Genomic DNA, 13,392 nt, shown 5'->3' on the forward strand with positions numbered 1-13,392 from the left:
CGGGGCGCTGACGGTTCCGGCCAAGACGAGGCAAAGCTCTCGGGACGCCCGTCAGGCGGCCCTACGCGTCCCTTTTCTTGAGGAGCAGATAGCCGAAGAACAGGGCCACGACCACCCAGATCACCATGATCAACAGGCCGCCCCAGGGCCCGTACGGTGTGTCGTCGCCGACCGGCGGCACCACCTGCATGATCTTGCTGCCGGCCTGGTCGGGCAGGAACCGGCCGATCTTCTTCGTCGCCGAGACGGCGCCCAGGATGTTCGAGATCAGGAAGAAGAACGGCATCAGGATGCCGAGCGACAGCATCGGGCTGCGCAGCATCGACGCGACGCCCATCGAGAACACGGCGATGAGCGTCATGTAGAGCCCGCCGCCGATGACCGCGCGCAGGACGCCCGGGTCACCGATCTGCGCCTTGTACGAGCCCAGCATCGCCTGTCCGAGGAAGAACGCGATGAAGCTGGTGGCGAGCCCCACGACGAACGCCAGCAGCGTGGCGACGGCGATCTTGCTGAACAGGAACGTGCCGCGCTGGGGCACCGCGGCGAGCGAGGTGCGGATCATCCCGGTGCTGTACTCGTTCGACACGACGAGGACGCCGAAGACGATCATCGCGAGCTGCCCGAGACTCATCCCGGCGAAGCTGATGAACGTGGGGTCGAAGCCCATCTGCTCCTTCACGCTCATGTTCTTGAACTCGTTCCGGGACAGGATCGAGATCAGGACGCCGAGCGCGATCGTCAGGACGGCCGCCAGACTGAGCGTCCACACCGTCGACGCGACGGACCTGATCTTCGTCCACTCGGACCGGAGAACCTGGGTCGCGGCCATCTATCGGGCTCCCTCGTCCTTTGCGCGGTCCCAGCTCTCGCCCCAGCCCGGCCGCGCCAGGGGCGGCTCCTGGACGGGCGGCGTCATTCCGGGCTCGTCGGTGTGCGCGTGGTACTCCACCGTCTCGGCGGTGAGCCGCATGAACGCCTCTTCGAGCGAGGCCTGCTGGGGGCTCAGCTCATGCAGCACGAGCTGATGGGTGGCCGCGAGCTCACCGAGCTTCTCCGGGCTCCCGCCGTCCACCTCCAGCGTCCCGTTGCCCGCCTCGACGACAGTGATCCCGGCCTCGTGCAGCACGTCGAGCAGCCGCTCCTGCTGCGGCGAGCGCAGCCGGACGTACGAGCGGGAGTTCTGCTCGATGAAGTCGGACATCGAGGTGTCGGCGAGGAGGTGTCCCTGGCCGATGACGACGAGATGGTCGGCGGTCAGCGCCATCTCGCTCATCAGGTGCGAGGAGACGAAGACGGTGCGGCCCTGCCCGGCGAGGGACTTCATCAGGTTGCGGATCCAGTGGATGCCCTCGGGGTCGAGCCCGTTGACCGGCTCGTCGAACATCAGGATCCGCGGGTCGCCGAGGAGCGCGCCCGCGATGCCGAGCCGCTGGCCCATGCCGAGCGAGAAGCCCTTCGCCTTCTTCCGGGCCACCGGGGTCAGGCCCACCGTGTCGAGCACTTCGGCGACGCGGGCGCGCGGGATGCCGTTGCTCTGCGCGAGGCACAGCAGGTGGTTGAAGGCGCTGCGCCCGCCGTGCATGGCCTTGGCGTCGAGGAGCGCGCCGATGTACGTCAGCGGGTCCTTGAGCTGCGCGTAGTGCTTCCCGTCGATCCGCACGTCGCCGGCGGTCGGGTTGTCGAGCCCGAGCATCATCCGCATCGTGGTCGACTTGCCGGCGCCGTTGGGGCCGAGGAAACCCGTGACGATGCCCGGTCTGACGGCGAAGGTGAGGTTGTTGACAGCCAGCTTCTCGCCGTATCGCTTGGTCAGCCCCTCAAGCTCGATCATGCGGCCACGCTAGAACGGCACGAGGGCCCCTGCCACCGGAATGGCAGGGGCCCTGACTATGTCTGCGCCCCGTAAGGGGCGCGGGGAACTGCGCGATCCGCCACAACGGACCCGCAGCTACCCCACAAGCGCTACCTACCGGCTCTGCTGAGCCGGAACCCCACGAGAGATCGGCTCGTCCTCGGCCGGCGCACCCGCGGCAGCGACCGCCGCACCCGTAAGGGTCGCCAGCATCTCCCGCACATTGGTGAGCTGAGCGTTGATCGAGTCACGCCGGTTCGTCAGCGCAGCAAGCTCGCGCTCCGATTCCGAACGGATCCGGTCCGCCTTGGCGTTGGCGTCGGCCACGATGTCCTCGGCCTGGCGCTGAGCCGTCTCCACCGTCTGGCGGGCGCGGCGCTCGGCGTCGGTGCGCAGCTTCTCGGCCTCCAGGCGGAGCTGCTCCGCGCGGTGCTCGATCTCCGCGAGACGCTTCTCTGCCTTGGCCTGACGCGAGGCCAGGTCGCGCTCGGACTGCTCGCGGCGCTTCGCCAGGTTCGTCTCGAAGTCCGCGGCGGCCTGGGCGGCCTTGGCGCGGGTCTCCTCGAAGAGGGCGTCCGCCTCCTCACGCTTCGACTGAGCGTCCTTCTGGGCCTCGGCGCGCAGCGTGCCCGCCTCGCTCTTGGCCTTCTCGACGATCCGGACGCCCTCGTCCTCGGCCTTCGCCTTGCGCTCCGCAGCGAACGATTCTGCGTCGTTGCGCACCTGCTGGGCGGCCGACTCGGCGAGCTCGCGGTGCTGCTCGGCGGCGCGACGGGCCTCCTCGCGCAGGTCCTTCGCCTCCTCCTCGGCGAGTCGGAGGATCTTCTCGACGCGAGCGCCGAGGCCGGCGTACGACGGCTCCGCGTCGTTCACCTGGGCCTGGGCGTTCTGCGTCTCGAGGTGGAGTTCCTCGATGCGCTTTTCCAGAGCAGTGATACGAGCGAGAGCGCTGTCACGGTCGGAGACGAGTTTGGAGATGCGTTCGTCCACCTGCGCGCGGTCGTACCCACGCCGCACAAGCTCGAAGCCGTAGGGGGAAGTGTCGCTCATGGGGTTCCTGTCAAATGAGACCGGTGAGGTGATAGGGGGAATCCTAGGGGCCAAAGCGGCGTGTCATCGAGCAGATGCCCGTTTGATCTGGAGAATGACACCCCTTTTGAGTGGCTAACCTCAGGTTGGCTTGCCAGCGACAGGGCCGAAGGTCCTTACCAAGCACGTGCGTTGCCGTCCTGGCTACCCTTCCGACCCCTTGCCACCCGATCGGGGAGCTCCCACGGTGGCCCCGGCCTTGACGGCGCCGTCCTTGGCGCCACCGCCACCGGACGGGGCCTCGAAGGACTCCAACGCCTCCAGTACGTCCTGGACACGGGAGATCTCGGCGTTGATGTCCTCGCGCCGCCTGACAAGGACCTCCAGTTCGCGCTTGCCCTCGGCGACCATGCGCTCCGCCTCCGCCTTCGCCTCGGCCAGGACGCGTTCGGCCTCGCGGGACACCTCGGTCTTCTTCGCCCCGGCCTCCTTGAGCAGGCCCTCGGCCTTCTTCACGGCGGAGATCCGGACCTTGCTCGCCTCCGAGTTCGCCTCCGAGACCAGTTCCTTGGCCTTCGCCTGCGCCTCGGCGAGCTGCTCCTCGGCGGCCTTGATGAGCGCGTCGCACCGCTCGCCCGCCGTCTTCATGGCTTCGGCGGACTCGCGCCGCGCCCGCTCGTGCAGGTCGTCGACCTCACCGGTGACGCGGTCGCGCAGCTCCTCGGCGCGCTCCCTGATCGCCGTCGCGTCGCGGCGCGCGCCGACCAGCAGCTCGTCGGCGTCCGTGCGAGCCTTCTCGACCAGCGTGTTGCCCTCGATGGTCGCCTCGGAGACCAGCCGGTCCGCCTCCTTGCGGGCCGCGCCGACCATGACGTCGGCCTGCGACTCGGCGTCCGCGGTCGCCTTGAGCGCCGCCTGCCCGGCCTCGGCGGTCAGCTTCTCGGCCTCCGCGCTCGCCTCCGTGATGAGCTTGTCGGCCTGCGAGGCGGCCTCGGAGCGCCGCTTGTTGGCGTCCTTGCGGGTCTCGTCGAGCGTCCGCTCCGCCTCGGCGCGGGCCGCGGACGTGAGCCGCTCGGCCTCGGCCGCGGCCTCCCCCTTGACGCGCTCCGCTTCGCTGCGGATCCGCTCGGCGTGCTGCTGCGCGGAGCCGACGGTCTCGGCGGCCTCGGCGCGCAGCCGCTCGGCGTCACCGGTGGCGTCCGCGATGAGCTTCTCGGCCTTGGCGACGGACTCGGTGCGTACCCGCTCCGCTTCGGTGTTCGTCTCGTCGGTGAGCCGGCGTGCCGCCTCGGTGGCGTCGGCGACGAGCTTCTCCGCGGCTGCCGTGGACTCGGCGTGCAGCCGAGCGGCCTCGGTGGTGGCGTCACCGACGAGCTGCTCGGCACGGGCGGTCGACTCGGTGCGGACCCGTTCCGCTTCGGCGTTGGTCTCGTCGGTGAGCCGGCGTGCCGCCTCGGTGGCGTCGGCGACGAGTTTTTCCGCGGCTGCCGTGGACTCGGTACGTACCCGCTCCGCCTCGGCGTTCGTCTCGTTGGTGAGACGCTCCGCCTCGCTCGTGGCCTCCGTGATGAGGGTGTCCGCCTGCGTGGCGGCGTCCGAACGGATGCGGTTGGCGTCCTCGCGGGCCTCGGCCCGGCTGCGGGACGCGTCCTGCTCCGCCGACGCGAGCCGCTCGGAGACCTCCGTACGGACGGCCTGCGCGTGCTCCGAGGCGTCCGAGCGCATCCGCTCCGACTCGGCGATCGCGTCCGAAACCGTGCGCTCCGCAAGGGACTTGGCGGCCTCCGCCTCGGCGGCGGCCTCGGCACGGAGCCGGCCCGCGTCCTCGGCGGCGCGCTCGCGCTCCGCGTACGCGTCGGCGCGGACCCGGTCGGCCTCCTCCTGCGCCTCGGTCCTGGTGCGCTCGGCGGCGTGCTCCGCCGCGCTGCGCAGCCCCGTGATCTCTTCCTGCGCCTGCTCCTGGAGCCCGGCCACGGAGTCGCGCACCTGCTGCGCGGTCTGCTCGGCGGCGCCGACCATCTCGGTGGAGCGCCGGTCGGCCTCCTCGACGAGCCGTACGGCCTCGGCCTGCGCCTCCTCGACACGGGCACGCGCCACCGCGAGGAGCTCCTCGCTCTGCTCGCGGGCCCGCTCGCGCTCCTGGTCGGCCTCCTGGCGCGCGGAACCGAGGGTCTCCTCGGCCTCGCGGCGGCGCCGGGCGGCCTCCTCCTGGGCGGCGGACAGCGCCTCGGCGGCCTCGGCCGCGACCCGCTCGGCCGCGGCGGCGGCCTCCGCGCGGACCCGGTCCGCGGTCTCCTGCGCCTCCGACTTGAGCCGCTCCGCCTCGGTCGCGGCCTCGGACCGCAGCCGTACGGCGACGTTCTCCGCCTCGGCGCGGGTCTGCGACGCGTCCGACGCGGCCTCGGTGCGCAGCCGGTCGGCCTCCGTCTCGGCCTGCGCCTGAAGGGTGCGGATCCGCTCGGCGGCCTCCGCGCGCAGCCGGTCCGTCTCGTCCGACGTCTCGCGGCGGATGCGCTCCGACTCGGCGCGCGCGTCCGTGAGCGCGGTCTCGGAGGCGGTGAGGCGCTGCTCGGCCTCGGTGTGCAGCCGCGTCAGCTCCTCGGCGGCCTCCGCCTGCCGGGCCGCCACGGCCCGCTCGGCGTCCTCGCGCAGCTCCTGCGCGGCCCGCTCGGCCTCCGCCCGGGTGGCCTCGGCCTGCTCGGCGGCCTCCTCGCGGTGCAGCTCGGCCTCGGCGCGGGTGCGCTCCAGGGTCTCCTCGGCCTGCTTGCGCAGGTTCGTGGCGCGCTCGATGGCCTCGGTACGGACCCGCTCGCTCTCGGTCTGCGCGCCGGCGCGCAGCTCGTCCGCGTCGGCCTTCGCCTTGGCGAGCAGCTCCTCGGCGGTCCTGGCCGCCTCCTCGATCTGCTGGACGGCCTCGCGGCGCGCCTCGCTGCGGATCCGCTCGCCCTCGTCGACCGCCTCGGACCGCAGCTGCTCGGCCTCGCCGCGAAGGCGTCGCGCCTCCTCCTGGAGCTCGACGGTCTTGGCGCGGTAGTCCTTGGTGTCGTCCTTCGCGGCGCCCTTGAGCTGCTGGGCGATGTCGTGCGCCTCGCCGCGCAGCCGGTCCGCCTCGGCCTCGGCCTCGGTGCGCAGCCGCTCGGCCTCCTCGGCGGCGGCCTTCGTGGTGGCCTTGGCGTCCTCGGACGCCTTGTTGAGCACTTCCTCGGCCGTGCGGGCGGCCTTGGCGAGCTGGGAGGCGGTCTCCTCGGCCGTGACGTTGCGCGCCTTCTCGCCGGCCTCGGCGACGATCTTCTCCGCCTGCGCCTTGGCGTCCGCGACGAGCTGCTCGGCCTCCGACTTGGTGGACTCGGCCTCCTTGGTGGCCTCCGAGACCAGCCGGGCGACCTGCTCCTTGGCGGTGCGCGTGCGCTGCTCGTTCGCCGACTCGGCGCTCGCGAGCTGCTTGGCCGCGGCTTCCTTCGCCTCGGTGACGACCTTCTCCGCCGTCGTACGGGCCTCGCGCAGCGCCGTGTCGGCCTCGGCCATGCGCTGCTCGGCGGCGCGGCTCAGCTCGGCGGACTGGCGGCGGGCCGCGTCCGACTCGGTGGCCGTGGACGAGCGCAGCTGCTCGGCGTGCTCGGTGGCTTCCTGCGCCTGCGTGGACGCGGCGTTCAGGAGGCGCTCGGCGTCGGCGCGGGCGCGGCGCAGCAGGGCCTCGGCCTCGGCGCGGGCCGTCTCGGCCTCCGACGTCAGGCGCTGGCGGGCCTCGGTGGCGATCCGCTCGGCCTCGGCGCGGGCGGCGGCGAGCGCCTGGTCGGCCTCGGCGCGGGACTCGTCGACGAGCCGGCGGGCCTGCTGCTCACTGCGGGCGCGCAGCTGCTCGGCCCACGCCACGTTCTCGTTGACGTGCGCCTCGACGGTCTGGCGGCGCTCGGCCAGCTCCTGGTCGAGCTGCTGGCGGCGCGAGACGGCCTCGGCGTGCAGCTCGGACTGGAGCCGGGACTGCTGCTCGGCGTGCTCCTGGAGGATGCGCTGCGTCTGGGCGCGGGCGTCGCGCAGTTCGCGCTCGGCGTCGGCGCGCAACTGGTCGGCCTGGGTCTGCGCGTTCCGCAGCATCTGCTCGGCCTGGTACCCGATGTCCCCGCCGTCGTAGGCAGGACGGGACGCGAGGTTGCGGCGCGCCTCGTGCAGCTTGGCGCGCAACACCTCGACCTGGTAGCCGAGGTCCTCGGCGTGCTGGACCGCCTTCTCCCGCTCGGTCTTCAGCCGGTCCATCTCGGCCTCGAACCGCGAGAGATGGTCGGTCTCAGCCGGCCGCCGGCTGTCCTGGCTCTCGTAGCCCCGCACTGCGCGGTCCCATCCGTCCCCTGGTCGCAAGTCTCTCCAAACGAGCACCGTCCATCCGCCGAACGGGGCCCCCGGGGAATGGTGTCAGATCAACGGCGGAGCATGGGCTGCTGCCCCGTCGCCCGCCCCCCGAAACCCGGACCCCGGCCCGCGGCCGTCCGTGTGACGGACGGCCGCCCCCAACCCTACCGGCCCGGATATACGGAGGTCAGTGCTCAGGTGACTCGACGGGTGCCGAAGTGACCAGTTCCGTCAGGACACCGTGGCAGTCCTTGGGGTGCAGGAAGGTGATGCGCGACCCCATCGACCCGATGCGCGGCTCGTCGTACAGCACGCGTACGCCCTTGCCCCGGATGTCCGCGGAGTCGGCGTCGACGTCCGCCGTGCCGAAGGCGATGTGATGGACGCCCTCGCCGTTCTTGGCCAGCCACTTCCCGACCGCGGAGTCCTCGCGGGTGGGTTCGAGGAGCTGGAGGTACGAGGCCCCGCCGTCGCTCGTCTCGTTGATCTTGAGCATGGCCTCCCGCACGCCCTGCTCCTCGTTCACCTCGGAGTGGAACACTTCGAAGCCATAAGTGGCACGGTAGAACTCGACGGTCTTGTCGAGGTCGAAACAGGCGATTCCGATGTGGTCGATTCGCGTCAGCATGCTGTAAGTGCAGCGCGGTCGGACGTGGTTACGCAACGTGCGCGCGATCACACCGTTCGGCCGGTGACGTGGGAGGTACTGCTCAGTACATTCGAGTAAACCCTCGTTCACTCCTCATCTCCAAGGGGCCGTGCCTCATGTCTGGAACGACCGGTACCACCTCAGTGATCGTCGCGGGCGCCCGTACGCCCATGGGCCGACTGCTCGGCTCGCTGAAGTCCTTCTCCGGAGCCGACCTCGGAGGGTTCGCCATCAAGGCGGCGCTCGACCGGGCCGGGATCGGCGGAGACCAGGTGCAGTACGTGATCATGGGCCAGGTGCTCCAGGCGGGGGCAGGGCAGATCCCCGCGCGCCAGGCCGCCGTCAAGGCCGGCATCCCGATGAACGTGCCGGCGCTCACCATCAACAAGGTGTGCCTCTCCGGTCTCGACGCCATCGCGCTCGCCGACCAGCTGATCCGCGCCGGCGAGTTCGACGTCGTCGTGGCGGGCGGCCAGGAGTCCATGACCAACGCTCCGCACCTGCTCCCCAAGTCCCGCGAGGGCTACAAGTACGGCGCGGTCGAGATGCTCGACGCGATGGCGTACGACGGCCTGACCGACTCCTTCGAGAACATCCCCATGGGTGAGTCGACGGAGAAGCACAACACCCGCCTCGGCATCAAGCGCCCCGAGCAGGACGAGATCGCCGCGCAGTCGCACCAGCGCGCCGCCGCCGCCCAGAAGAACGGGCTGTTCGAGGCCGAGATCACCCCGGTCGAGATCCCGCAGCGCAAGGGCGAGCCGGTCGTGTTCAGCAAGGACGAGGGCATCCGCGGCGAGACCACCGCCGAGTCCCTCGGCAAGCTGCGCCCGGCCTTCACGAAGGACGGCACGATCACGGCCGGCACGTCCTCGCAGATCTCCGACGGCGCCGCGGCGGTCGTCGTCATGAGCAAGGCGAAGGCGCAGGAGCTCGGCCTGGAGTGGATCGCCGAGATCGGCGCCCACGGGAACGTGGCGGGCCCCGACAACTCCCTCCAGTCGCAGCCGTCGAACGCCATCCAGCACGCCCTCAAGAAGGAGGGCATCGGCGTCGAGGACCTCGACCTGATCGAGATCAACGAGGCCTTCGCGGCCGTCGCCGTCCAGTCAATGAAGGACCTCGGCGTGTCCTCGGAAAGGGTGAACGTCAACGGTGGCGCGATTGCCCTGGGTCACCCGATCGGGATGTCCGGCGCCCGCGTGGTCCTGCACCTCGCCCTCGAGCTGAAGCGCCGCGGCGGCGGTGTCGGCGCGGCCGCGCTGTGCGGTGGCGGCGGTCAGGGTGACGCGCTCATCGTGCGGGTACCCAAGGCCTGACGCCTTTCTCGTTTCTCGTACGAGTCCGACGCAACGGAACTGAACGGAACTGAACGGAGCTGTGATGCAGGACGTCTCCACCCTGGTGGCCCAGGCCAGGGAAGGCCGGCCCAGGGCCGTCGCCCGGCTGATCTCCCTGGTGGAGGGGGCGTCCCCGCAGCTGCGTGAGGTGATGGCGGCGCTGGCCCCGCTCGCGGGGCACGCGTACGTCGTCGGGCTCACCGGGTCGCCGGGCGTCGGCAAGTCCACGTCCACGTCCGCGCTGGTCAGCGCGTACCGGCGGGCCGGGAAGCGGGTCGGCGTGCTCGCCGTGGACCCGTCGTCGCCGTTCAGCGGCGGAGCCCTCCTCGGCGACCGTGTCCGCATGTCGGAGCACGCCTCCGACCCGGGCGTCTACATCCGTTCCATGGCCACGCGCGGGCACCTGGGCGGACTCTCGTGGGCCGCGCCCCAGGCGATCCGGGTGCTCGACGCGGCCGGCTGCGACGTCGTCCTCGTCGAGACCGTCGGCGTCGGCCAGTCCGAGGTCGAGATCGCCTCGCAGGCCGACACGTCCGTCGTCCTCCTCGCCCCCGGCATGGGCGACGGGATCCAGGCGGCCAAGGCCGGAATCCTGGAGATCGGCGACGTCTACGTCGTCAACAAGGCCGACCGCGACGGCGCCGACGCGACCGCGCGTGAGCTCAACCACATGCTGGGGCTCGGCGAGTCCCGGGGCGCCGGCGACTGGCGCCCGCCCATCGTGAAGACCGTCGCCGCGCGCGGCGAGGGCATCGACGAGGTCGTCGAGGCCCTGGAGAAGCACCGGGCCTGGATGGAGGAGCACGGCGTCCTCCAGGAGCGCCGCCTGGCCCGCGCCTCCACCGAGGTCGAGACGATCGCCGTCACGGCCCTGCGCGAGCGCATCGCGGACCTGCACGGCGACCGCCGCCTCAGCACCCTCGCGGAGCGCATCGTGGCGGGCGACCTGGACCCGTACCGGGCGGCGGACTCTCTGGTGGAGGGCCTGAAGCAGTCGTGACCGGGCGGGAGGTGCTCGTGGCCGACTCCCGCCCCCCGCTGCTACGTTGACGGCATGTTCCACCTCTGTGCTTAGGGCGCACCCCGACCGCGGCCACCGTTTCGAACGGTGCTGCCGCGGTCCTCGGTGTCCGCGTGCCCTTCGCTCTCTGAGGAACTCCCATGTCGTACGCAGCAGTTCTGCGTGTTCCGCATGCCCGTCGCACCTTCGGGGCCGCCCTGCTCGCGCGGCTCTCCTACGGGACCGTGTCCCTGTCCCTGATGCTCGCGGTGACCTCCGCCACCGGCTCGTACGCCGTCGCCGGCACCGTCATGGCGCTCTTCGGCGCCGCGAGCGTCTTCCTCTCGCCCCTGCGCGCCCTCTACGTCGACCGGTACGGGCCGCGCCGCGCGCTCCTGCCGATGACGGGGGCGTACGCCGTGCTGCTCGGCGTGCTGGCCGCCGTGACCTGGCGGCCGGGAGCGTCCGGCGCGCTTCTCGGTGCGCTGGCCGTCGCCGCCGGGGCCTGCACGCCGCCGCTCGGCCCGACCATGCGGACCGTGTGGAGCGAACTCGTCGGCACGCGTGAGGGGTTGGTCCAGCGCGCGTACAGCCTCGACGGCGTGGCCGAGGAGCTGCTGTTCGTGTCCGGGCCGCTTCTGGTGGGCGTGGTCGTGCAGTTCGCCCCCGCGGCGTTCGGAGTCGCCCTGAGCGCGGTCCTGGTGGCCGTCGGGACCGCCGCGTTCGTGGCGTCGCCCGCCGTCCGCGGCCTCACAGGTCGGGCGCCGGGCGACCGCCGTCGTACGGGAGGTGCCTCGCCGGTGCGGGGGCTCGCGCAGCCCGTGGTGGCCGCGGTGGGGGTCGGGCTCGCCCTCGGCGCCCTCGACCTGCTCGTCCTCGCCTTCGCCGACGCCCGGCAGCACGCCGACGCCGTGGCCTGGGTGCTGGCCGCGCTCTCGGCGGGCAGCGCGGTCGGCGGCCTGGTGAACGGCGCCGTCACCTGGTCGGCGCCCGCCCGCGCCCGGCTTCCGTTCCTGGCGGCGGGGCTCGCGGCGGCGCTCGGGGCGGCGGCGTTCGCGCCCGGCCTGCTGACGCTCGGAGCGGCGGCGGCCTGCGCGGGGCTCTTCGTCGCGCCCGCCCTGACGACCGCGTACCTCGTCGCGGACGAGACGGCCGGGCCCGCGTTCCGCACGCAGGCCGGGGCATGGGTCAACACCGCCGTGAACGCCGGGCTGTCGGCCGGCACGGCGGGCGCGGGCCTCCTGGTGGCCCGCCTCCCCCTCGCGCTCTGCTTCGCCGTGGCGGCGGCGCCCCCGGTCGTGGCGGCCGTGTGGGGCGTACGGGGCGCGCGGACCACGCGGGAGGCCGCGCCCGGAGACGGTGCTCCGGACGCGGCCCGCGAGAGTGACCCGGCGGTGGGCTCTACGAGCTCAGACGGCCGGTGACCGGCCAGGGAAGGGTGACCGGCTGAGGAACGGTGACCGGCTGAGGAACGGTGACCGGCTGGGAACGGAGGAAGTCGGCGGACCCCCGTTCGCGTGGGTCACGGCTTGCCGCGCTGTGCACGCAGGTGGTCGGCGATCGGGGTCAGGGCCTTGTGCAGGGCGTCGAGCTCCCCGGCGGAGATCAGGTCCACGAAGTGCCGCCGCACGGACGCCACATGGTGCGGGGCGACCTTCTTCATGGTCTCCATGCCGTTCTCGGTCAGCACCGTGTAGAGGCCGCGGCGGTCGGACTCGCAGTTCTCACGGCGGACGAGTCCGGCGTTCTCCATACGGGTGATCTGGTGGGAGAGCCGGCTCTTGGACTGCAGGGTGGCGGTGGCGAGGTCGCTCATGCGCATCCGGTGGTCGTCCGTCTCGGAGAGATGCACGAGGATGTCGTAGTCGTTCATCGTCAGGCCGAACGGCTGGAGGTCCTTCTCGAGCTGATAGGTCAGCATCCTGTTGACCTCTACGTGTGTGCGCCAGGCGCACTGTTCCTCGTCGCTCAGCCAGCGTGTGGCCGTCTCGGTCTCCATGTATTGATTCTACCTAAGAAGTTGAAATGCGAACGAAAGTGGGGGGTGTGACGCCTCCCACCCCTGGTGACGCAAAGGGGTCACGCGTTCGACGTCACACTCCGCAGATTACCGCTCACCGTCCGAAGTGACGCTGGAGGCCGCCGAGCTGTCCGGGAAGGCGCGGTACCTTCGCCCGCCCTTCGCCCACCCCACGCGCCCGCCCGCGCTCGGCACCAGTGAAGGTGCCGCTGACCAGCGGTGCCGGGGGCCTGGACGGCGGCCGACCGCACCGTAGCGGGACTTGGCCGAAAAGCGAGCAACCAGGGCTTGCTCCCGACCCCGGACCGGCTCCCGAACCAACCCTGGGCGAAGCCCGCGCAACCCCCGGTGCCACAATGGGCAGCGCTTGTGCTCGCATTCACAAGATCAATCGCCCGCCTCCTCACCGCTTCTGCCGAAGGTGCCCCGTGGACATCAAGACCGCCTCCGCACTCCGCCGACTCCGCCTGGTCTCCGCCCCGGAGGCCGTCTCCTTCCTGCTGCTCCTCGTCTGCTCGGTGCTGAAGCGGACCACGGACTTCGACGCCGTCCCGGTGATGGGCATGGTGCACGGCGTCCTGTTCATCCTCTACGTGATCTTCTGGCTCGACGCGTGGAACCGTACGAAGTGGGGCTTCAGGACGGGCGTGCTCTACTTCGTCCTCTCCGTCCTGCCGACCGGCGGTTTCTTCGCCGAGCGCAAGCTCAAGCGGGAGGCCGAGGCCGCGGTGATCGCATCCCGCGCCCGCCAGGAGAAGGTCGTGAACGCATGATCGTCGCCTTCTCCGTATCCCCGCTCGGTGTCGGCGAGGACGTCGGCGAGTACGTGGCCGACGCCGTCCGCGTCGTCCGCGAGTCCGGCCTCCCGAACCGTACCGACGCGATGTTCACCACCATCGAGGGCGAGAGCTGGGACGAGGTGATGGACGTCGTGAAGCGCGCCGTCGCCGCCGTCGAGGCCCGCGCCCCGCGCGTGTCCCTGGTCCTCAAGGCGGACATCCGTCCCGGTGTGACCGACGGCATGACCTCGAAGGTCGCGACGGTGGAACGGCACCTCGCCGCCGAGTGACACACCCTCGGTCTTCCGTGTGAGCCCCGGCCCGGGTGGGCCGGGGCTTTCGCATGGGGCCGAGGGCTGGGGACCGAGGATCG

At 71.7% G+C, this 13,392-nt stretch carries 11 protein-coding genes; 5 read left to right on the top strand and 6 right to left on the bottom strand.

Annotated features, from left to right (window positions below; all coding sequences use genetic code 11):
- Positions 1-61: 61 nt before the first annotated feature.
- The 5 genes from EOT10_RS27390 to mce all read right to left on the bottom strand — a co-directional run bounded on the left by EOT10_RS27390 (position 62) and on the right by mce (position 7,859).
- Positions 62-832, bottom strand: coding sequence for an ABC transporter permease (locus EOT10_RS27390; protein WP_127831015.1), 771 nt, complete (start codon positions 830-832; stop codon positions 62-64).
- Positions 833-1,834, bottom strand: a complete 1,002-nt coding sequence (locus EOT10_RS27395; RefSeq protein ID WP_127831016.1) for an ABC transporter ATP-binding protein — start codon at positions 1,832-1,834, stop codon at positions 833-835.
- A gap of 135 nt (positions 1,835-1,969) precedes the next feature.
- Entirely contained in the window at positions 1,970-2,905 is a 936-nt protein-coding gene (locus tag EOT10_RS27400; RefSeq protein ID WP_127831017.1) for a coiled-coil domain-containing protein, read from the bottom strand.
- Positions 2,906-3,088: 183 nt separating this feature from the next.
- Positions 3,089-7,210, bottom strand: coding sequence for a polarized growth protein Scy (gene scy, locus EOT10_RS27405; protein ID WP_127831018.1), 4,122 nt, complete (start codon positions 7,208-7,210; stop codon positions 3,089-3,091).
- 208 nt (positions 7,211-7,418) lie between these two features.
- Positions 7,419-7,859, bottom strand: a complete 441-nt coding sequence (gene mce / locus EOT10_RS27410) for a methylmalonyl-CoA epimerase (protein ID WP_100595983.1) — start codon at positions 7,857-7,859, stop codon at positions 7,419-7,421.
- 137 nt (positions 7,860-7,996) lie between these two features.
- Between mce and EOT10_RS27415 the strand changes: the two genes are divergently transcribed.
- The 3 genes from EOT10_RS27415 to EOT10_RS27425 all read left to right on the top strand — a co-directional run bounded on the left by EOT10_RS27415 (position 7,997) and on the right by EOT10_RS27425 (position 11,644).
- On the top strand, positions 7,997-9,199 hold the full coding sequence (locus EOT10_RS27415) for an acetyl-CoA C-acetyltransferase (protein WP_127831019.1): 1,203 nt from the start codon (positions 7,997-7,999) through the stop codon (positions 9,197-9,199).
- Between the two features lie 64 nt (positions 9,200-9,263).
- Positions 9,264-10,220 carry a methylmalonyl Co-A mutase-associated GTPase MeaB gene (gene meaB / locus EOT10_RS27420; RefSeq protein WP_127831020.1) on the top strand — a complete coding sequence of 319 codons (957 nt, stop codon included), beginning with the start codon at positions 9,264-9,266 and terminating at the stop codon, positions 10,218-10,220.
- A 161-nt stretch (positions 10,221-10,381) separates the two neighbouring features.
- The gene (locus EOT10_RS27425) at positions 10,382-11,644 is read left to right on the top strand and encodes an MFS transporter (protein ID WP_127831021.1); all 1,263 of its coding nucleotides are present in this window, start codon (positions 10,382-10,384) and stop codon (positions 11,642-11,644) included.
- 98 nt (positions 11,645-11,742) lie between these two features.
- Here the strand turns inward: EOT10_RS27425 and EOT10_RS27430 are convergent, their stop codons facing one another.
- Complete coding sequence (locus EOT10_RS27430) at positions 11,743-12,219, bottom strand: MarR family winged helix-turn-helix transcriptional regulator (RefSeq protein WP_127831022.1); 477 nt, start codon at positions 12,217-12,219, stop codon at positions 11,743-11,745.
- Positions 12,220-12,668: 449 nt separating this feature from the next.
- Between EOT10_RS27430 and EOT10_RS27435 the strand changes: the two genes are divergently transcribed.
- Positions 12,669-13,013, top strand: a complete 345-nt coding sequence (locus EOT10_RS27435; RefSeq protein ID WP_127831023.1) for a DUF3817 domain-containing protein — start codon at positions 12,669-12,671, stop codon at positions 13,011-13,013.
- Positions 13,010-13,309 (top strand): MTH1187 family thiamine-binding protein, encoded by a 300-nt coding sequence (locus EOT10_RS27440; RefSeq protein WP_127831024.1) that lies wholly within the window; start codon positions 13,010-13,012, stop codon positions 13,307-13,309. The genes EOT10_RS27435 and EOT10_RS27440 overlap by 4 nt, the downstream gene beginning before the upstream one ends.
- The last annotated feature ends 83 nt before the right edge of the window (positions 13,310-13,392 follow it).

It is taken from the genome of Streptomyces antnestii (assembly GCF_004005495.1).
Taxonomy (GTDB): Bacteria; Actinomycetota; Actinomycetes; order Streptomycetales; family Streptomycetaceae; genus Streptomyces; species Streptomyces antnestii.